A 19,244-nucleotide genomic window follows, 5' to 3' on the forward strand; every position below is an offset into this window, starting at 1 on the left:
GCGGATTTTATGACTGGAATGATAAGGAACACCGGCTTCTTTGCAATATTTCTTCAATCGACGGTTAAAGCTGTCTGTTGTCATAATCTCACCGTTAGGTTCAAAAACATATATTCCATTTGGATTTAATTCCTTTGCTTTGTGAAGAATTTTAAGTGCTTCGTCTGTAAGGAACTGTTTACGGAATCCATGAGAAGTGTTTCCTTTCATTTGATTCACTACTTTTACTTTTCGGCTTGAGAATGTTAAATCATCATTCAATGTACGTTCACAGGTCGCCTGTCTGTGAAGATATACAAGCCTGTTATTGTAGTCAATATCTTCCCAACGGATAGCTTTTGTTTCTCCAACACGGATAAACAGATAAAAAGATAACTGTATTGCAAGAGAATATGGCTCTATGATACACCGAAGATAATTTAATAACTTATGCGTATCATCACGGGAAAATACATTGTCACTTTGTACTTCTACTGGCTTATAGGTAAATTGTTTGAAATTCACATCAGAAACAGGATTATGAGATATAATTTCTTCTTCAATCGCATAACTCATGATTCCATTCAGAACAGAACGTGCATTACTGACTCGCTTATGCGTGAACTGCCGGTCTTTTGTAGCTTCTCTGAAAAAGCGGATAAGCGTGATTGGTTTGATTTCGCCTATCTTCATTTTAACCAGTTCTGTATCTTTGAAAAATCTATTCCATTCAGATACATATTCTTGAATTGTTTTTGCTTTTACGGAAGTATAATCTCTTTTATACAAAAGCCATTCAGCATATAATTCTTCTAGTGTGACATTCTGACGGTTTTCAGCTTTCTGCTTTTCGATATAAAATCTGATGATTTCTTTTTCAAGGTTCTCTTTACTCTTCCTCTTAACAGGACGACGCTTGTTAGGTTTGGTTTCATCGGGTAAATAAGTACGCCAGCTTTTTTCTGATTCCGAGTAATAAATTTCATATTTGTGATTCTCCAAGATTTTTTTATTTGCCATAATTTTAAAATCTTTGAAGACTTCATCTGTGGTCATGTTAGCACAGGTGGCTAACGTATTCAATAATGTTATATCTGAGAACGTAACGGGATTATCCATAAGATTCCCCCTTTACGCAAGGATTTTCTTTTTTAATTTTGATGTAGATAACACTGCTGTCCTTTAAGCATGAACCAGTAGATAAGAAAGCATTGGTATCGTAAATTTGCCTTGTGTATTCTTTCTGAAAGACGATATTTTCTTTTTGTAAGTCATGTAAAATGTCTTCGGTCAGCATGACTTTTGCTTCGTGTGGAACTTTCAGATTTTGAGATTTAAAAAAGGCTTTTTTCTTATGTTCTTTCAAATCAAGGTCTTTTCCAAAATACTTGCTAAGATAACGACCTCTGTTTTCTTTGCTGTCTACATCAATGCGATTGATTTTAATAAATCCATGTGACCATAAATCCTGTAATTTTTCTTTTGCTATATACGGAAAATCAAAGAAAATAACATGATAGTGGATTGCTCCACGCTTCTGTTTCTCCCACGTTGCAAGGTATTTTAATAACTGGGTTTTGGTATGGTACAAATAATAATTTAATCGCTGGATAAAATACTTAAATTCTCGGTTAGTTATCAGGATTTCCTGAATGTTTTCTTTAAATGTCAGCGTTACAAATTTTGTTTTGTTATCAAAGTTGCAGTCAACAATACGGGCAATATCCCAACGAGCCTGTTCGTAATGCTTCTGCTTGCGTTTTAAACTGTCATATTGCTTATGAGCTGACATTTCATCAAAGTTTTTTCGTTTATTTGTGTCTGTTAAATCAGCCTTTTCTTTTGAGTGAATAAAAATAGGGTTTTCGTAAATATATACTTCTTTTGTAGTAGGAGTTTCAATGATTTTCGTATTGTATGCAAAACACTCTTTTGTTTTGCTCACGAATCTCACCTCATATCCAAATTTTTGTAATGAATGTTCCGATTGTTTTCGGAAGATGTTGTTTTATATATCAAGTATAGAGGTCAGCCAGTTCAGCACCTATGACGTTGTCCGGTACTGACTGGCTGACATAGTAGGGAAATTATTTCATTCCCACTTTTCTGATATTGGAAGCTTCTGCTTTGACAGAAAGACGTCCATTATAGAGACTAGCCCAAGTATGTAATCCATCAAATGAGACTGGAATCTGCCCTTTTTGTTCAAGTTCTTCGTTGGTAACAATCGCTGTGTTAGCTTTAATGCCTACTTTGACTTTTTCAAACTTTAATTTTGGAAGAAGAACTGTATAGTAGAATCCTAATTTTTCTTTTGTAGAAAAGTCTACCCAGTCAGAAACTTCTACTAACTGAAATTCCTCTTGCAGTTTGTCTGGATTTAAAATAAAGTCATTTCCTCTAATCATCGTTTCACCTCCTTATAGATATCTGATTATCAGATATTAAGATAATCTTATGATAAAACAAGCATTGCAGAATGTCAATAGAAAATATCTGAATATCCGATAAAAAGATTGACAGAGAAAATTTGATGAAATATAATGTGCTTATAAAGGAGGTTCGCTATGAATAAAATAAAAGAATTGCGGAAAGAAAAGAATATAACCGTTGCGGAACTTGCAAAAGAATTAGGCATTTCACAAAGTATGCTTACGAACTATGAAAATGGAAATGGAACGCCGAGAGATGAATCTATATGGGAAAAATTATCACAGATATTCGGCGTGAGTAAAAGCCACGTTATGGGATTAACTACGGATATTGAAACAGCAAATAAGACAAAACAGTTGAAAGTGGTTGTGGATACATCTCAGCCGATCTCAATACAACCGAAGAATCAGACAGACCTTGATGTATTGATAAAACTGGATTTGATAGACAGTGAAGACATGGAAGAAGTGTCAGAATTTCTTGATAAACTGTTGGCACAGGAGAAATATGAGGGACGGAGAGAATCAAACGTTAAATATGTCGTTGAGTAGAAAATGCTTCTCAGCCGACCACTTGCCCAGTCGACCCGCCGCCCTGTTAGGAACCGTCGCACTGGGCATCCTTGCGGAACGTTAGTTTGCGAAAATACGAACAAAAGAATATAAGGAGAGGGAATAGCCGATACTACTTCAAAAGCAGTAATAGAGTGCTATTCCTTTTTATTATATTCAATGGTTACAGTTCGGAACGGCTTGCTATTATTGTGCAAGTAATAAGTTGGATAATAGAGGTTGATTTCCAAGGTGGTAGGTGTACCGTTAATTTTGTTATGTTCGTTTTCAATGTCTTTGATTACTCCATCAATTCCCCAACATTTGTAAACAATTACAGTCAATTCAGTATCTCTGGCATCTGCACTGCTAAAGGACATGCTGTTAGTAATATGATAGTCCGGCAGTCTGAGATAATTATAGAGAATGGTCAGTAAACAGAGTATTGTGATTGGTGCTATGATTTTCTTTTTCATGTACATACCTCTTTCGTGTTATTAGTAGAGGGATAACTATATAGTACCTCACTATATAGTGAATTACCACATAAAGATTTAATAAATATACTTTATGTAGAGGTGCAGAACATGAACTATGGACATTTAGAATTAAGGATAGAAGAACTGTTACAAGAAAAAGGTATCAGTAAGAATACGATTTGTAAGGAACTTGACATACCGAGGTCAAATTTCAATAGATATTGCAGAAATGAATTTCAAAGACTGGACGCAAATTTAATCTGTAAACTATGCAACTATTTTGAATGTGAAATTGGTGAGTTAATTCGATATGTAAAAGAATAAAGTGATAAATGGGTATGCGGAAATAAAAAATATTCGCATACCTTTTTAATTGAATATTTTATAAAATGGAATTATACTGTGTATAACATGAAACAGACAAATCGGAATTTAAAAGGATGATGATATGATGGATAAATTAAAAAAGAACATGGTTTTCTACCTACTGTTGCTGATAGATTTTTATATCGTTCCTTGGTTTATAAAAAACACAGGAAGTGCAATGATTGTTATGTTAGTAATTATTCCTCTAATATGTTTAATAACCTCTGTTTTTTATGGGATTAGGAATGGTTTTAACTTCTGGTATATTTTGATTGTAGCAATAATGTTTGCGCCATCCATATTTATATTTTATAACTCAAGTGCATGGGTTTATGTAGTTGGATATGCTGTTATTGCATTATTGGGAAATTTAATAGCATTGCCATTAAGAAAAAGATAACTTCCGGTTTATAGAGTTAAAAAATATAAGTGAAGGAGGCATGTATTATGAAAAAAGTAATCTATCTGCTTGTATTATGTATGGTGCTAGGAATGGCTGGATGTGGAACGAATCAAGAAAATAAAGAACCTGTGTCTGGAAATGTGTCCGTAGAAATAGAAAATAAAGAAAATGATGATGTAGTACAAAATGAGCAAACAGCAGATACTGGCTCATATCCTCCATGTGTTATGGTTGATGGTGTTATATATAAAGACACAGGATATGTAGCGTCAATGCCTGGTTGCGGAACAATGGATGGAGAAATTGTGTCAACAGTGGCAGGGACAGAGTTACCATCTGAAAATAATCAATCAAATTTCGGAAGCGGATATCATTATCAAAGGAGTTCTGAAGGTCAGCTCATAGTAGTCATTGATGACGAACGAATCATATTTAGAGATATTGAAAAAGATGATACGTCTATTCCAATAGAGGTTATCAATTTTAATGCAAAAGTAAAAGAAATTACCGATGATGGAGAACTTCTTGTAACGCATGTGAGTACAGCTGAAGGCTTTTGTCAGATGAATGATGGAGAGTATTATGTATCGGCAGAAAATTTAGCGGAAGATGTTCAGGTGGGAGATATCGTTACAATATGGTTTAATGGAATGATTCAAGAAACATACCCTGCTCAATTGGGGGTAGTTTATAGAATCATTAAAACACAATAATTAGTCAAATTCCTGTTTGTATGCAACAAACGTTTGAACACTTTTTGAACACCGCAACCGTGATGAAGTCTTCAAAGCCCCTTTCTATCAGTATTTGAGATTAAGTAAAACGGTTCGATTCCGGTCTGCGGCAGTGTTTGAAAAGCAGGAGAAACGTTGAATTTACAGCATTTCTCCTGCTTTTTGTTTAACCGGGATTCTGTTAAATACGCAATTTGCCAGCGTAGAGGCAGAAAAGTAGATACAGAAAGGAATGGAGGCATAAAAATGGGAGCATATCAACTGAAAAATGAAGAACTTACACTGACTGTTATTTCAGCAGGCGCAGAAATGAAATCGCTAAAAGACAATAAGACAGAGCAGGAATATCTGTGGCAGGCAGATCCAAAGTTCTGGGGAAGAACATCACCGGTTCTTTTCCCAATCGTAGGAAATTATGCGCAGAAGCAGTCGGTATACGAAGGAAAGACATATACGCTGTCACAGCATGGTTTTGCAAGAGACATGGAATTTGATCTGGAGAGCCAGACAGAAGAAGAGATTTGGTTTGTACTGAAAGATACAGAAAGTACTTTGGAAAAATATCCATTTCATTTTATTCTGAAAGTAGGATACAGACTCTCCGGACGTCAGGTGGAAGTAATGTGGAAAGTAGAAAATCCAAATGATAAGAAGATGTATTTTTCGATCGGAGGGCATCCGGCATTTAACTGTCCTTTGAAAGAAGGAGAAAAGCAGGAGGATTGTCAGTTGATATTTGATACAGAAGGACCGCTCACGAGCAGCATCGTGAATGAAGAAGGTGCACTTTGTCCACGGACAAAAATCTTAAATCTTTTCGGAAAATGTCTGAAGCTTGAGGAACATTTATTTGATGAGGATGCACTTATTATTGAAAATCATCAGGCACAGAGGATCGGTCTTGCGGATGCAGATGGAAAGGTTTATCTGGAAGTAGAATTTGAGGCACCGCTTTTTGGAATCTGGTCTCCGGCAAAAAAACACGCACCTTTCGTATGCATTGAGCCATGGTATGGAAGAAGTGACAGAGAAGATTTTGACCATATTCTGGAAAACAGGGAGTGGGGGAATGAACTGGAACCGGGCGATATTTTTGAAAAGGATTATAAGATTCTGGTAAAATAGCGCAGAGGGTTGCGTTTCATGGCTCAGACTGATACAATGAAAAAAATACATGGAATATTAAAGGAAGAGGAGAACGTAAGATGAACTTTTTGGAAGAACGTATTGTCAAAGATGGAATCGTGAAAGAGGGAAATGTTCTTAAGGTGGACAGTTTTCTGAATCATCAGATGGATATTGAATTATTTGACCAGATCGGAGCGGAATTCAAGAAGAGATTTGCAGATAAGAATATCAACAAGATCCTGACAATCGAAGCTTCTGGTATCGGGATTGCCTGTATTGTAGCCAAGCATTTTCATGTGCCGGTTGTATTTGCAAAAAAGACACAGAGCATCAATCTGGAAGGGGAGATGTATGTAGCAGAAGTCGAATCATTTACCCACAAATGCAAGAACCAGGTAATTGTAGCAAAGAAATTTCTTTCAGAGGAAGATCATGTGCTCATTATTGATGATTTCCTTGCGAATGGATGTGCGCTGCAGGGGCTGATTCAGCTGGTTACAGAGGCAGGTGCAACTGTAGAGGGAATTGGAATTGTGATCGAAAAAGGATTCCAGTCCGGCGGAAGAATCATCCGCAACCTTGGATATCCGCTGGAATCACTTGCGATTGTAGAAGCTATGGACAGTGAGACGGGTGAGATCACTTTCAGAGAGCAGTAAAAAGTGTAAGAAGACGCATATGCCTGAACAAAAATTTTGTCGGGAATATGCGTCTTTTGCGTATATGATGAGCTAAGTGCAGATTTGTATTTTCACAGGGATCTGCACTTTTTGATAAGCAGGTTTAGTCGTTTTGCTCCATCCATTCATTTAAAAGCCTGCAATAGTGGTCGGTATCTTCAACGAAGCATACATGACGGCAGTCATCAAAAAGTTCCCAGCGTGAATTCGGGATACTGTCATACATGGTCTTTGCAACCAGTGGAGTGCACAGATCGTTGGTTCCGTTGATGATAAGTGCCGGCTCTTTGATATTTTTCAGTTTGTCACGGTACTCATAGTTGCTGAGATTTCCGATTGGCGTGTATTCATTTGGTCCCCACGCGGTGATATAAGAGTCTGTTCCAATTTTTTTTGGACGGCGCAGGCATTCAGGATCGGTGTCTTTTGGTACGCCGGCGGCATGAAGAAGCATAAAGCGTTCATTGGCTGCGAGATATGCCGGATCGTCAAAATTGCCGGTTGCTTCAGCTTTGGCAATGGCGTCCTGATCTTCCTGGGACATGAATTTGATCATCCGGTGTTGTTCATGGGCCCACAATTTGGAAGATGGGTGGGTGCTGGAAAGAATAACGGATTTGATCCCTTCTGGTTTGTGATCGCATAAGTATTCGATTGAGAGCATTCCGCCCCAGGACTGTCCGAGAAGATGAAGTTCATTAAGTCCGAGATATTTTCTGAGTTCGATCAGTTCATTCATCCATGTTTTAGAACACCAGAGTTCTGAATGTCCTTCTACATAAGAATTACCGCAGCCGAGCTGGTCGTATGAAATAATTGCACGACCTTCATCAGCAAGCCGGTCAAGTACTTCAAAGTAGTTATGTGTAGAACCAGGTCCTCCGTGAAGCAGAATGAGTGGTTTTTTATTGCCGGAGCATTCGCCTGCAATACGGTAGTAGGTTTTGTATTCAAGATAAGGCATGTAGCCTTCTGTAATTTTCATATTTAATCCCTCCTATCAGTACACTGAGTCTCTTCATTATAACATCAGAATGAAGTAAGGGAAAGAAAAAGTGGAAAAATAAAAAAAATAAAAAAATTGTTGACAAACAATTGAATGATGAATATAATAATAAGAGTCATGCGGGTGTAGTTCAATGGTAGAACACCAGCCTTCCAAGCTGGATACGTGGGTTCGATTCCCATCACCCGCTTTTGTTATGTTTTAAATCAGGAGCCCGGTCGCCAAAGTGGTGACCGGGCTCCTGATTTATAGAGAAAAATTTAGTCATTTTTGACTGGTACGTTAAAATGTCGGCTCGATTATAAGGGTAAACATTTCGTTTATCCCTTGCGTCCTGCTGCCAGATATGCTATATTTAAGACACAAAGAGGGAAACCGCAAGCGGCTACCCCCAATTGTATAGTTGACTGTTATTTATGAACAGCCGTCACTATTTGCGGTAGTGGCGGCTATTTTCGTTTACCCTTGAAAATCTCATAGCAAAGACCTACAAGGGCAACAATGAATATACTAAACTGAATCAGATCAGAATATGTAACCATCGTATCGCCCTCCTTTCTTTCGTCTGGAGGGTGCTTTTTTATCCCTCCGTAACAGAGGGTAGCCGCCTGGCTTTGGTTTCCCTGTCTGTATCTTACCATGATGGCAGCAGACAAGGCAACCATTGTATCATTATTATTTCTGAAAATCCGTTTCACTATATTTTTCAACCGGGAAATCAGCCGGCATATTCTTTAGCAATGACAATGGACTTATACAGTCATGTTTTGCCAGATACCAAAGCAGAAGAAATGCAGAAGATAGCAAATGTATTTTAGAGGGAGTGGCATCCCTCTATTTTTATTGTCTTTTGCCAGAGTTGTAGGCGTTTATATCGGTAAGATTGTAAGGCTGTTTTGGCGATTTGGTACTTTTTTGGTACTTACCTTGATTTTTCATCCCCACCATGCTATACTAACACCCGTTACAAAACCCCTAAAAACAAGGTCTTACAAGGGTTTCGCCGATTCCCGGCGTAAGGTCATATACTTACAGTATATGCCTTCCGCGGCATTCGTCAGATGTCCATGCAAGCATGGCCGCCAGACTCATTGCTGCGCGAAAATGAATCGAGTGTTCGTGACCTTCCACTCGTAAAACAAAACTAGAGGAGAGAATTTCATATGAAGAACAAGAATGTAGCATTTATGACTCAGGCAGCGATGATCGCTGCAATCTACGTGGTGCTTACTTATGTATTTGCACCATTTTCATTCGGAGAAGTACAGATACGTATTGCAGAAGCACTTACGATCCTTCCGGTATTTACACCGGCAGCGATTCCTGGACTTTTCGTTGGATGTATTGTTGGAAACATTCTCGGAGGAGCAATCCTGCCGGATATCATTTTCGGAAGCATTGCAACTTTGATCGGAGCATTTTTTACTTATCAGCTTCGTAACAAAAGCCGTTTCCTTGCACCGTTACCACCGATTATTGCTAACACAGTAATCGTTCCGTTTGTACTTCGTTACGGATATGGAGTAGCACTTCCGATTCCGTTTATGATGTTGACAGTTGGTGTCGGAGAAGTTGTCGGATGTGGTGTGCTTGGATTAGTCCTTTATACTGCATTGAATCGTTATAAAAATGTAATTTTTAAAACAGCATAAGAAGATGTAAAAAGCGGACAGACTGAAAAGCTATTCAGCCTGTCCGTTTTTTATACTATTGTTGTGTATACAATCGTAGAATTTTACAAATTTAAGTGGAAATATATTTATGGAAAAGAGGATAAGAATCTTCTATAATATAAAAAGAGAAATTGTAACCAGATGAAAGTTTGACAGTAAGTGAAAAAGGGAGAAATATGAAATATACAGTTGTTGTTGCTGATGATGAGGAGGAAATCCGAAGAAGTCTTGTTCGCAGGGTAAAGTGGGAAGAGATTGGTTTTGAAGTGGTTGGGGAAGCTGAAAATGGTGCAGACGCGCTGGAACTGGTTGAAAAGCTGGAACCAGATCTGCTCCTTACCGATATCAAGATGCCATTTTTATCGGGGATTGAGCTGGCACGGGCAGTCAGGGAAGTTCGCCCAATGGTACAGATCGCATTTTTAAGTGGATTTGATGATTTTACCTATGCGCAGCAGGCAATTCAATATAATATTGTAAGCTATATGCTGAAGCCGATTTCAGCAAAAGAGATCGAGGCGGAATTGATAAAGATTAAAAAAGCCATGGATCAGCGAGTGGAAGAATTTACAAAAGAAAGAAAAGAGAAGCTGGACATCCGCAAGACGCAATTCCTTATTCCGCTTTTGCTCGACAGCTTTCAGAATGAACGGGTGTCCGAAGAGGCACTTCTTGAGCGGGCAGAGGAATGTGAGCTGATCCGTAATCCAAAGCCGGATAATATGCAGTACGTGGTGCTTGTAACCGGAATCCGTGATGCAAATGGAAAGGATCAGACAAGCTATAGCAGTGTAAATGCAGTTGATATGATCCTGAAAAAATATGTTCATTATGTAAGCTGCCATCTGGAAGGAAGAGTGGTATCGCTGATCGCGACGACTCCGGGAGGTATGGGTAAGTATTTACATATTATTGTAGAAGAAATTGTTCAGAGTGTGGAGCGTATTATGGGATATTGCTGTCAGGTCGGGGTAAGCAGGAGTGTGAATACTCTTGGAAAATGCAGAGAGAGCTATCTGGAGGCAATGAATGCGCTCAGTTATTCCAGAAAGGATAAAAGCAGTGTCTATTTCATTTCCGATGCAGAGCACGGATCGGGATTGGAACAGGGAGAAATACAGGAAATTACAGCAACGATGGAGAATTTTTTACGTGGTGGAATGGCAGAGGATCTGGAGATTTATCTGGATGATCTGGAAAAGAAACTGCGAAATGGAGGCAAGAATACACTGGTACTTAGTACGATACTTTTGACCGAGATCGGGGCGGCAGTATATAAGGTTATTTATATGGCAATCGGGGAATGTGGTGTAGAAGTTCTTCAGAAAAAATATTCCATGCAGCAGATGCGTGAAATGGAACGTATGGCAGAGAATTTTCAGATCATAAAAATGCTGTGTATGGAGGCTAAAAAAATGCTTATGGATCAGAGAAAGAAGAGCAGCGAGGTGATCTGCGAGCAGGCAGTGCAGATCATACAGGATCGATATGCCCAACAGGATCTGTCTGTTATGATCATCAGTGAAGAGATCGGGGTGTCGCCGAATTATCTCAGCAGTCTGATAAAAAAGACGACAGGCAGTTCACTGGTTGAGATCCTGACGAAAAAACGAATTGAAAAGGCAATGGAGCTTCTGCAGTGTACCGGTATGAAGATCGGTGAGATTACAGAGCTGTGTGGTTATAAGGATCAGTATTATTTCAGCCACTGCTTCAAAAAGCTGACTGGAGTATCACCGAACAAATACAGGAGGGAACATGAACAGGCGTAAAAAAGAAGCAGATCAGCACAAGGGATGGAATATATCTATTTCCGGTGTGTTTATTGCAATGGTAATGGGAATCGTCCTGATTTCGGTAGTGGCTGCAACGCTTATTTTTGTTCAGATTTACCGGAATGCAATGGAGCAAAGTGCAGTGACAAGCAGTTCCCAGAGCTGTGAACAGGTACAGAATACGGTTGAGAATTATACACAGGATATGCGGATCATACTGGAAGGGATCGTGGCGAGAATGCGTCATGAGAATAATCATTCTGAGGAATATATCCAGAATCTGGTAAATATCCGTTCCGATGTAGTAGCGGTAACAATCTGTGGTGAAGATGGGGAGCTTCTGCGTTACTGGAACAGAGGGCAGAAGCTGAAAGAGCATTATCGCATTGTTCAGAGTACCGAAATGGAAGATGACGATGGCAGGCTGCGTATAACCAAACCATATGTGGAATCTTTGTTTGAGGGATATTATCCATGGGTTGTAACCGTTTACCAGAAGATTCAGAAAGAAGACGGAACCAGTATACAGGTAAATATTGACATCCGTTTTTCTGACATTGCCAATTATGTTGATGATGTAGGGATCGGGCAGCACGGCTATGCCTATATTGCGGACAAAAAAGGCAATCTGATCTATCATCCACAGCAGCAGCTCATTTATTCCGGGTTAAAAGAAGAGAAGGGAATGGATTTAAAAGAAGGGACACATATTCAGGAACAGGCGATCTATACTGTGAAAAATCTGGAGAACTGTGACTGGAAAATTGTAGGTGTCTGCTATGTAGATGAAATGATTACGGAGAAGGTAAGCAGTGCGGTATCCAGACTTCTGATCGTCCTGTGTCTGGTTATGGGAGCAGTCTTTCTTCTCGGATGGGCATTTTCAGAACTGTTCTCAGCACCGGTAAGGCAGCTTGCTGATGACATGCACCGGTTTGAAAAAAATGCTGAAAATTTTGTATTTGAGCCGATGGCGGGAACTACAGAGATCACGACTTTATCCAACTCATTTGAACACATGGTTGTGAAGATCCAGAAGCTGATGGAGCAGGTCAGACAGGAAGAAATCACACTGCGGAAAACAGAGCTGAAAGCGCTTCAGGCGCAGATCAATCCACATTTCCTGTATAATACACTGGATGCGATTGCATGGATGTGTGAAGACGGGAAAAATGAAGATGCAGAAGAGATGGTTACGGCACTTGCAAGGCTGTTCCGTATCAGTATCAGTAAAGGGCATGAGCTGATTCCGATCGAAAAAGAAGTGGAACATGCAAAGAGTTATCTGAAGATTGAAAATTATCGGTATAAGAACAAATTTACCTATTCATTTGAGGTGGAAGAGTCGTGTCTTTCGTATCTTTGTAACAAAATTACTTTGCAGCCAATTATCGAGAATGCAATTTATCATGGTGTAAAGCAGATGATCGATGAGGGTGAGATCTGGATCCGTATTTTTGAGGACGGAGAAGATATTATTTTCCAGGTGGAGGATAACGGAATCGGTATGACGGAAGAACAGTGCCGGGAGATTCTGCGCAAAGAGCCGGGAGACCGTACCGGAATCGGAATCAAGAATGTAAATGACCGGATCAAGATTTATTTTGGAAGCAATTATGGACTGAATATCACAAGTGAGCTGGATGAAGGGACCTGTGTGACGATCCATATGCCGAAGGTCAGGGAGGAAGAATATGAGAAAAAGTAGAAGAAAACCATTTATTGCAATTGGTGCAGGTGTGATCCTACTTGCAATTCTGTTTTTTGTCCTGACGGGTGACGGACTTTGGGAAGGAAAAGAAGGCAGTACAAATAGCGTCATCGAGAAGAAAAAAGTAGTGTTTCTGACAAAATCCATGGATTCTTCTTTCTGGCAGTCCGCATATGCGGGAGCCGGTGCGGCAAGTGCGGAATATAATCTGGATCTGGTGTGCGAAGGACCGGATGGAGACGGTGAGGAAGATTATGAGGCGCAGAATGAAATGATAGACCGGGCAATCCGGGAACAGGTAGATGCACTTCTGTTCTCTGCCATTGATTTTGAAAAGAATGCGGAAGCAATCGACCGCGCGGCAAAGGCAGGAATCAGAATTGTGGTTGTGGACAGTCCGGTAAACAGTGAGGCTGTGGAATGCTATATTGGTACAGACAATTATGAAGCCGGATGTATGGCAGGAGAAGAAGTGCTTGGTAATCCGGCGGAAAATCTAAATATCGGAATCGTAAATTTTGATAAGAGTACGGAGAACGGGCAGCTTCGTGAAAAGGGATTCCGGGATACGGTTCTTAATGATGACCGTGCAAATATTACGGCGTCCATCAATGTGAAGTCTACGATCACCGACGCAAGAGAGGGCACCGAGAGGATGTTGCTTGACAATCCGCAGATCAATGTGATCGTGACATTTAATGAATGGACAACACTTGGAGTCGGGGATGCGGTAGAAGCACTTGGCGCCGGAGAGCGGACGCAGGTTGTTGCGTTTGACAGTAACGTAAAATCTATTGGGATGCTGGAAAAAGGAAATGTAGATGCGCTGATCGTCCAAAACCCATATGCGATGGGATACCTGGGGATTGAGCAGATCAATACACTACTGAATGGTCAGAAGCCGGAAAAGAAAGAGACGGCAACCAGCAGTATTTTGGTGACAAGAGAAAATATGTATGATGATAAGAGCCAGAAGGCGCTGTTTTCATTTGAAGAAAAGTAACGGGTGGAATGTTTGTAGCTGCTCGGAAGTATAGAAGCTGTAGTCTGAAAAATATTTGGACTACAGCTTTTTAAAGAATTGGGCATTTGAAACATTTATGGACGAAATTAAGTAAAAATTTATATAAACGTTGAAATTCACAAACCCCTCGTAGTTTTTCACATGGGTATTTTATTTTCTTCTTGTTATACTCGTATCATCAAGTAAACGTTATACAAGGAGGAACGAAATTATGAAAAGAAGAATTGTAGCAGCGATGCTCGCAGGTGTGATGGCACTTGGAATGCTTGCAGGATGCGGGGGCTCCGGTAAGAGTGACAGTGATGGTGGAAGCAGTGATAAGAAATCATCAGACGCTAATATCGCAGTATTCTACTATACCTATTCTGATACTTACATCGCATCTGTCCGTACAGCACTCGATGCAAAACTTGACGAGATGGGCGTTGAATATCAGGACTATGATGGAAACAGTAACCAGACAACACAGAACGAACAGATTGATACAGCGATCCAGACAGGTGCTACAGCACTGATCGTTAACATCGTTACATCCGGTTCTGTAGATGCTTCTTCACAGATCGTTGAAAAAGCAGAAGCAGCAGGAATCCCGGTTATCTTCTTTAACCGTGCAGTCGAAGATGACAAAACAGAAGGAGATGTACTTGGAAGCTATGACAAGTGTGCATTCGTAGGAACAGACGCTCCGGAAGCAGGACATATGCAGGGCGAAATGATCGGTAACTATGTAGTAGAACATTTTGATGAAATGGATCTCAACGGAGATGGAAAAATCTCTTACGCAATGTTTATGGGACAGCTTGGAAATGCAGAAGCTATTTACCGTACACAGTTTGCTGTAGAAGATGCAGACAAGATCATCACAGAAGCTGGCAAACCGGCACTGGAATATTTCGATGCTTCTAACAGTGACAAATACCAGGTTGACCAGGATGGTAACTGGAGTGCAACAGCAGCAAACAACTATATGACAACCAACCTTTCCCAGTACAACGAAGGAAGCAATAACATGATCGAGCTTGTTATCTGCAACAACGACGGTATGGCAGAAGGCGCAATCTCTGCTCTGAATGATAAGGGATACAACCTTGGAACAGGCAAAGACGGAAAGATGATTCCGGTATTTGGTGTTGATGCTACAGATGCAGCAAAACAGCTGATCGGAGATGGCAAGATGACAGCAACTGTTAAACAGGATGCAGATGGTATGGCAGCTTGTATCGCAGATCTTGCTAAGAATGCAGCAGATGGAAAAGATCTGATGGATGGAACAGATTCTTACAACATTTCTGATAAAGTAAGCAACAAGATCTTCATTCCTTACCAGGAATACTCAGGAAAATAAAAATGTAAAAAATAAAGGTGGCGGCCAGGTGGTTGGCCAGCCACCTTTTCTAAAGTTGTGACGCAGCCGGATGGAACTGCATAGTGGCAGGTTCGAAAGGTATGCGAGATTAGAAGATGAGAGACAGGAGGACAGCTATGAAACAGGATGTTTTACTGCAGATGACGGATATCTGTAAAGAATTTCCGGGCGTAAAAGCATTAGATCATGTGTCCCTGACAGTTAAAGCAGGCACTGTCCATGCACTGATGGGTGAAAATGGAGCCGGAAAGTCAACACTGATGAAATGCCTTTTCGGAATTTATGACAAAGACAGTGGCAAGATTGAGCTGGAGGGAAAAGAGATTAATTTCAAGAATTCGAAAGAAGCTCTTGAAAATGGAGTTGCAATGGTTCACCAGGAACTGAACCAGGCGCTCAAAAGAAACGTCATGGATAATCTCTGGCTCGGACGTTACCCGAAGGTGGGCGGCGTCATGGTAAATGAGAAAAAAATCTATGACGACACAAAAAAAGTATTTGAAGAATTGAAAATTGATGTAGATCCGAAAAGGATCATGAGTACGATGCCGGTATCACAGAGACAGATGGTAGAGATCGCAAAAGCAGTATCTGTGAATGCAAAAATCATCGTATTTGATGAGCCGACTTCTTCCCTTACAGAGCAGGAAGTAGAGCATCTGTTTGATATCATTGAGATGCTGAAAAAGAGAGGATGCGGAATCATTTACATTTCACATAAAATGGCAGAGATCAAAAGGATTTCAGATGAGATCACGATCATGCGTGACGGAACCTGGGTAGCAACAGAGAAAGCAGATGATCTGGAGATGGACGATATCATCCGTCTGATGGTTGGACGTGAGCTTACCAATCAGTTCCCGCCAAAGACAAATAAACCGGGCGATGTAGCGCTTGAAGTGGAACACCTTTCCGGAATGTATTCGATCCTGAATGATGTTTCCTTCAAAGCAAGAAAAGGAGAAATTCTTGGAATTGCCGGACTTGACGGAAGTGGACGTACAGAAACTCTGGAGACAATTTTTGGAATTGCAACCAGGAAATCAGGAACGATAAAACTTGACGGAAAACAAGTCAGCAATAAGAATGCACAGGATTCGATCAAAAACGGATTTGCACTTCTGACAGAAGAGAGAAGAGCAACCGGTATCTTCGGCATCCTGAACATTCGTGAAAATACCGTTATCTCCAGCTTAAAGAGACACAAAAAAGGATTTTATCTGAGTGAAAAATCCATGAAAGAAGATACGCAGAAATATATTGATGCGCTGCGGACAAAGACACCGTCGCAGGAGACAAAGATCCGTGCACTTTCCGGTGGAAACCAACAGAAGGTTATCCTTGGAAGATGGCTTCTTACCGATCCGGAAGTACTGCTTCTGGATGAGCCGACAAGAGGAATCGATGTCGGTGCAAAGTATGAGATCTATCAGCTCATCATCGATCTTGCGAACCGCGGCAAAGTAGTTATTGTAGTTTCTTCAGAAATGCCGGAGCTTCTCGGAATCTGTGACCGTATCATGGTTATGTCCGGTGGAAGACTTGCCGGAGAGATTAACGCTGAAGAGGCGACGCAGGAACTGATCATGACTTACGCAGCAAAGTATGTGTAATTTTCAAACAAAAAGAAGGAGGCTTCCCAGATGAAAGCATTTGCAAATATAAAATCACGCTATGCAGAATACAAAGCACTGGATTCCGCAGACAAGGCAAAAGCGTGGAAAGAAGGACTTATCAATAATGCGATTTATCTTCTGATCATTATCGCAGTTATTTACACTTACACACAGAACAGCAGATTTCTGAGCGTGGCATCTATTGTTAACATTATCTCGCTGTCTGCAGCGAACATTCCGATCGCGTGTGGTATTGCAGGAACGATCGTACTTACCGGTACAGACCTTTCAGCAGGACGTGTTGTAGGTCTTACAGCATGTATTTCTGCATCACTTTTGCAGTCAGTAACTTATGCAACCAAAATTTTCCCGGATCTTCCGGTTCTTCCGATACCACTGGTTATTCTGATCGTAATCGTAGTCGGAGGTATTGTTGGATGGGTAAATGGATTCTTCGTAGCGAAATTCCACTTACATCCATTCATTGTAACACTGGCAACACAGCTGATCGTATACGGAATTCTTCTGATGTACATTATGCTGAACGGTAACAACGGACAGCCACTTTCCGGACTGGACAAATCCTTTAAGAATTTTGTAACAGGAAGTTTCTTAAAGATCCGTGGCGTTCCGATCCCGAACTATGTATGGTACGCTTGTGTCGTAGTTGTATTCATGTGGTTCATGTGGAATAAGACAACATTTGGAAAGAATATGTTCGCAGTTGGTTCCAACCCGGAAGCTGCTAATGTATCTGGTGTAAATGTTATGAGAACAACCATTCTGGTACATACACTTGCAGGATGCATGTATGGTATCACTGGATTCATTGAATCTGCACGTATCGGTTCCAACCAGGCAAATACAGGTCTGAACTACGAGTGTGATGCGATTGCTGCCTGTGTAATCGGTGGTGTATCTTTTGTAGGTGGTACCGGTAAGATCAGCGGCGTTGTTTTAGGGGTGTTCATTCTGAGAATCATCTTCGTTGCACTGCAGTTCCTGGCAGTAAGTCAGAATATGCAGTATGTGATCAAAGGTCTGATTATTCTGATCGCATGTGCAATTGATATGAGAAAATATCTGGTAAGAAAATAAAAAGAAAAGGCTGGGAAATGTTATGGACGAGAATAAGATGCCGGAGAATGACGGATGGAAGAAAAATGCAAGACTGGCGATTTATGCAATGGCCGGGTTTTATCTGCTGACACTGGCATACCAGATGTTCAGGGCGATTTCCACAAGTCATGGTAATGAACAGCTTGTTATGATCGTGGCGACGATTCTGTTTCTGATAGTTGGTGTTGGACTGATCGGGTTTGGACTGATCGCAGGATACCGCAATATAAAAGCAGATCACAGAGAAGACGAAAAGTAGAAATCATAAATATTACCTCACAAGAGAAAACTTCCGGTAAAGTAAAACTTGCCGGGAGTTTTTTTGCGTATATGATGAGTCAGGTGCAGATTGGTGCTTGCACAAGAATCTGTATCTGACAAATATAGATCATCTCGCACCACATTTTCAAATCTCAAAAAATTCTTAAGAAAATCCCGCCCTATCTCTTAAAAAATCTCTGCTAATCTTGTATAGTATAGAGGAGGTGAAAAAGATGGCGAAAATATTAGTATGTGATGATGATAAAGACATTGTAGAAGCAATAGATATTTACCTGACGCAGGAAGGATACGAAGTTCTGAAGGCGTATGATGGCGATGAAGCGATCAAGGTATTGAAAAGTAATGAAGTTGATCTTCTGATCATGGATGTGATGATGCCGCGGCTGGACGGAATCCGGGCGACACTCAAGATCCGGGAAAACATGAGCCTCCCGATTATTATTTTATCCGCCAAATCAGAGGATGCGGACAAGATTTTAGGACTGAATATCGGTGCAGATGATTACATAACCAAACCGTTCAATCCGTTGGAGCTGGTAGCAAGGGTAAAATCCCAGCTCAGACGTTACACCCAGCTTGGAAGTACGGCGAGATCTGACAACCAGAGTGAGTTCCGGACCGGGGGACTTGTGATCAGGGATGATCTGAAAGAAGTGACTGTGGACGGCGAAAAAGTGAAGTTGACACCGATTGAATACAATATATTATTGTTACTCGTTAAAAATCAGGGAAAGGTGTTCTCTATCAATCAGATTTACGAAAATATCTGGAATGAAGAAGCAATCGGAGCGGACAATACCGTTGCCGTACATATCCGCCATATCCGGGAGAAAATCGAAATCAATCCGAAAGAGCCACGTTACCTGAAGGTAGTATGGGGTGTCGGATATAAGGTAGAGAAGATCGGTTAGGAGGTCTT

At 40.5% G+C, this 19,244-nt stretch carries 21 protein-coding genes and 1 tRNA gene; 16 read left to right on the forward strand and 6 right to left on the reverse strand.

The genetic code is table 11. The features are described from left to right. The 3 genes from PGZ10_RS10995 to PGZ10_RS11005 form a co-directional block, all read right to left on the reverse strand. A partial coding sequence (locus PGZ10_RS10995; protein ID WP_270541450.1) for a tyrosine-type recombinase/integrase occupies positions 1–1,098 on the reverse strand: 1,098 nt, incomplete at its 3' end. Beyond that, positions 1,091–1,924 (reverse strand): rolling circle replication-associated protein, encoded by an 834-nt coding sequence (locus tag PGZ10_RS11000; protein WP_270541453.1) that lies wholly within the window; start codon positions 1,922–1,924, stop codon positions 1,091–1,093. The genes PGZ10_RS11000 and PGZ10_RS10995, both read right to left, overlap by 8 nt. A gap of 142 nt (positions 1,925–2,066) precedes the next feature. Beyond that, positions 2,067–2,387, reverse strand: a complete 321-nt coding sequence (locus PGZ10_RS11005; RefSeq protein ID WP_005330993.1) for a hypothetical protein — start codon at positions 2,385–2,387, stop codon at positions 2,067–2,069. A 159-nt stretch (positions 2,388–2,546) separates the two neighbouring features. Between PGZ10_RS11005 and PGZ10_RS11010 the strand changes: the two genes are divergently transcribed. Then, positions 2,547–2,963, forward strand: a complete 417-nt coding sequence (locus PGZ10_RS11010; protein ID WP_005424130.1) for a helix-turn-helix domain-containing protein — start codon at positions 2,547–2,549, stop codon at positions 2,961–2,963. Between the two features lie 158 nt (positions 2,964–3,121). Here the strand turns inward: PGZ10_RS11010 and PGZ10_RS11015 are convergent, their stop codons facing one another. After that, complete coding sequence (locus tag PGZ10_RS11015) at positions 3,122–3,439, reverse strand: hypothetical protein (RefSeq protein ID WP_270358672.1); 318 nt, start codon at positions 3,437–3,439, stop codon at positions 3,122–3,124. A 111-nt stretch (positions 3,440–3,550) separates the two neighbouring features. On the opposite strand from PGZ10_RS11015, the gene PGZ10_RS11020 reads away from it, so the two are divergent. The 5 genes from PGZ10_RS11020 to PGZ10_RS11040 all read left to right on the forward strand — a co-directional run bounded on the left by PGZ10_RS11020 (position 3,551) and on the right by PGZ10_RS11040 (position 6,732). Further along, positions 3,551–3,766 (forward strand): helix-turn-helix domain-containing protein, encoded by a 216-nt coding sequence (locus PGZ10_RS11020; RefSeq protein WP_025656187.1) that lies wholly within the window; start codon positions 3,551–3,553, stop codon positions 3,764–3,766. Positions 3,767–3,890: 124 nt separating this feature from the next. Next, the gene (locus tag PGZ10_RS11025) at positions 3,891–4,208 is read left to right on the forward strand and encodes a hypothetical protein (protein WP_081023733.1); all 318 of its coding nucleotides are present in this window, start codon (positions 3,891–3,893) and stop codon (positions 4,206–4,208) included. Positions 4,209–4,255: 47 nt separating this feature from the next. Further along, entirely contained in the window at positions 4,256–4,924 is a 669-nt protein-coding gene (locus PGZ10_RS11030) for a hypothetical protein (RefSeq protein WP_005345959.1), read from the forward strand. 267 nt (positions 4,925–5,191) lie between these two features. Continuing rightward, positions 5,192–6,070, forward strand: a complete 879-nt coding sequence (locus tag PGZ10_RS11035; protein WP_175306315.1) for an aldose 1-epimerase family protein — start codon at positions 5,192–5,194, stop codon at positions 6,068–6,070. A gap of 80 nt (positions 6,071–6,150) precedes the next feature. Further along, on the forward strand, positions 6,151–6,732 hold the full coding sequence (locus PGZ10_RS11040) for a xanthine phosphoribosyltransferase (protein ID WP_022220300.1): 582 nt from the start codon (positions 6,151–6,153) through the stop codon (positions 6,730–6,732). A gap of 124 nt (positions 6,733–6,856) precedes the next feature. On the opposite strand, the gene pepI is transcribed toward PGZ10_RS11040, so the two are convergent. Next, entirely contained in the window at positions 6,857–7,738 is an 882-nt protein-coding gene (gene pepI / locus PGZ10_RS11045; protein WP_270541454.1) for a proline iminopeptidase, read from the reverse strand. A gap of 140 nt (positions 7,739–7,878) precedes the next feature. On the opposite strand from pepI, the gene PGZ10_RS11050 reads away from it, so the two are divergent. After that, positions 7,879–7,949, forward strand: a tRNA-Gly gene (locus PGZ10_RS11050). Between the two features lie 259 nt (positions 7,950–8,208). Here PGZ10_RS11050 and PGZ10_RS11055 read toward each other — a convergent pair. After that, a complete protein-coding gene (locus tag PGZ10_RS11055; RefSeq protein WP_227120655.1) occupies positions 8,209–8,301 on the reverse strand; it encodes a putative holin-like toxin in 93 nt (30 codons plus the stop codon). A gap of 621 nt (positions 8,302–8,922) precedes the next feature. Here PGZ10_RS11055 and PGZ10_RS11060 point away from each other — a divergent pair. The 9 genes from PGZ10_RS11060 (at position 8,923) to PGZ10_RS11100 (ending at position 19,236) form a co-directional block, all read left to right on the forward strand. Next, positions 8,923–9,411 (forward strand): QueT transporter family protein, encoded by a 489-nt coding sequence (locus PGZ10_RS11060; protein WP_117835910.1) that lies wholly within the window; start codon positions 8,923–8,925, stop codon positions 9,409–9,411. A 197-nt stretch (positions 9,412–9,608) separates the two neighbouring features. Further along, a complete protein-coding gene (locus tag PGZ10_RS11065) occupies positions 9,609–11,204 on the forward strand; it encodes a response regulator (RefSeq protein WP_117835912.1) in 1,596 nt (531 codons plus the stop codon). Then, complete coding sequence (locus PGZ10_RS11070) at positions 11,191–12,915, forward strand: sensor histidine kinase (RefSeq protein ID WP_270541455.1); 1,725 nt, start codon at positions 11,191–11,193, stop codon at positions 12,913–12,915. The genes PGZ10_RS11065 and PGZ10_RS11070 overlap by 14 nt, the downstream gene beginning before the upstream one ends. Beyond that, positions 12,902–13,921 carry a substrate-binding domain-containing protein gene (locus PGZ10_RS11075; RefSeq protein WP_118219331.1) on the forward strand — a complete coding sequence of 340 codons (1,020 nt, stop codon included), beginning with the start codon at positions 12,902–12,904 and terminating at the stop codon, positions 13,919–13,921. The genes PGZ10_RS11070 and PGZ10_RS11075 overlap by 14 nt, the downstream gene beginning before the upstream one ends. 232 nt (positions 13,922–14,153) lie before the next feature. Continuing rightward, positions 14,154–15,287, forward strand: coding sequence for a galactose ABC transporter substrate-binding protein (locus tag PGZ10_RS11080; RefSeq protein ID WP_117824391.1), 1,134 nt, complete (start codon positions 14,154–14,156; stop codon positions 15,285–15,287). Between the two features lie 137 nt (positions 15,288–15,424). Further along, positions 15,425–16,921: a sugar ABC transporter ATP-binding protein gene (locus PGZ10_RS11085; RefSeq protein ID WP_195251226.1), complete on the forward strand. Its 1,497-nt coding sequence runs from the start codon at positions 15,425–15,427 to the stop codon at positions 16,919–16,921. 30 nt (positions 16,922–16,951) lie between these two features. After that, entirely contained in the window at positions 16,952–18,022 is a 1,071-nt protein-coding gene (locus tag PGZ10_RS11090) for a galactose/methyl galactoside ABC transporter permease MglC (protein ID WP_117824392.1), read from the forward strand. A 22-nt stretch (positions 18,023–18,044) separates the two neighbouring features. Next, on the forward strand, positions 18,045–18,302 hold the full coding sequence (locus PGZ10_RS11095; protein WP_022220688.1) for a hypothetical protein: 258 nt from the start codon (positions 18,045–18,047) through the stop codon (positions 18,300–18,302). A gap of 235 nt (positions 18,303–18,537) precedes the next feature. Then, positions 18,538–19,236 (forward strand): response regulator transcription factor, encoded by a 699-nt coding sequence (locus PGZ10_RS11100; protein WP_117559421.1) that lies wholly within the window; start codon positions 18,538–18,540, stop codon positions 19,234–19,236. The last annotated feature ends 8 nt before the right edge of the window (positions 19,237–19,244 follow it).

Source organism: Coprococcus sp. AF102-57 (genome assembly GCF_027686195.1).
Classification (GTDB): domain Bacteria; phylum Bacillota; class Clostridia; order Lachnospirales; family Lachnospiraceae; genus Allocoprococcus; species Allocoprococcus comes.

Excerpts from the sequence above, each read along its gene's own strand:
- PGZ10_RS11070 (WP_270541455.1), top strand. The coding sequence starts at position 11,191 with ATGAACAGGCGTAAAAAAGAAGCAGATCAGCACAAGGGATGGAATATA.
- PGZ10_RS11010 (WP_005424130.1), top strand. The coding sequence starts at position 2,547 with ATGAATAAAATAAAAGAATTGCGGAAAGAAAAGAATATAACCGTTGCG.
- PGZ10_RS11035 (WP_175306315.1), top strand. The coding sequence starts at position 5,192 with ATGGGAGCATATCAACTGAAAAATGAAGAACTTACACTGACTGTTATT.
- PGZ10_RS11055 (WP_227120655.1), bottom strand. The coding sequence starts at position 8,301 with ATGGTTACATATTCTGATCTGATTCAGTTTAGTATATTCATTGTTGCC.
- PGZ10_RS11085 (WP_195251226.1), top strand. The coding sequence starts at position 15,425 with ATGAAACAGGATGTTTTACTGCAGATGACGGATATCTGTAAAGAATTT.
- PGZ10_RS11015 (WP_270358672.1), bottom strand. The coding sequence starts at position 3,439 with ATGAAAAAGAAAATCATAGCACCAATCACAATACTCTGTTTACTGACC.
- PGZ10_RS11080 (WP_117824391.1), top strand. The coding sequence starts at position 14,154 with ATGAAAAGAAGAATTGTAGCAGCGATGCTCGCAGGTGTGATGGCACTT.
- PGZ10_RS11060 (WP_117835910.1), top strand. The coding sequence starts at position 8,923 with ATGAAGAACAAGAATGTAGCATTTATGACTCAGGCAGCGATGATCGCT.
- PGZ10_RS11005 (WP_005330993.1), bottom strand. The coding sequence starts at position 2,387 with ATGATTAGAGGAAATGACTTTATTTTAAATCCAGACAAACTGCAAGAG.
- PGZ10_RS11095 (WP_022220688.1), top strand. The coding sequence starts at position 18,045 with ATGGACGAGAATAAGATGCCGGAGAATGACGGATGGAAGAAAAATGCA.
- PGZ10_RS11075 (WP_118219331.1), top strand. The coding sequence starts at position 12,902 with ATGAGAAAAAGTAGAAGAAAACCATTTATTGCAATTGGTGCAGGTGTG.
- PGZ10_RS11090 (WP_117824392.1), top strand. The coding sequence starts at position 16,952 with ATGAAAGCATTTGCAAATATAAAATCACGCTATGCAGAATACAAAGCA.
- PGZ10_RS11065 (WP_117835912.1), top strand. The coding sequence starts at position 9,609 with ATGAAATATACAGTTGTTGTTGCTGATGATGAGGAGGAAATCCGAAGA.
- PGZ10_RS11030 (WP_005345959.1), top strand. The coding sequence starts at position 4,256 with ATGAAAAAAGTAATCTATCTGCTTGTATTATGTATGGTGCTAGGAATG.
- pepI (WP_270541454.1), bottom strand. The coding sequence starts at position 7,738 with ATGAAAATTACAGAAGGCTACATGCCTTATCTTGAATACAAAACCTAC.
- PGZ10_RS11040 (WP_022220300.1), top strand. The coding sequence starts at position 6,151 with ATGAACTTTTTGGAAGAACGTATTGTCAAAGATGGAATCGTGAAAGAG.
- PGZ10_RS11025 (WP_081023733.1), top strand. The coding sequence starts at position 3,891 with ATGATGGATAAATTAAAAAAGAACATGGTTTTCTACCTACTGTTGCTG.
- PGZ10_RS11100 (WP_117559421.1), top strand. The coding sequence starts at position 18,538 with ATGGCGAAAATATTAGTATGTGATGATGATAAAGACATTGTAGAAGCA.
- PGZ10_RS11020 (WP_025656187.1), top strand. The coding sequence starts at position 3,551 with ATGAACTATGGACATTTAGAATTAAGGATAGAAGAACTGTTACAAGAA.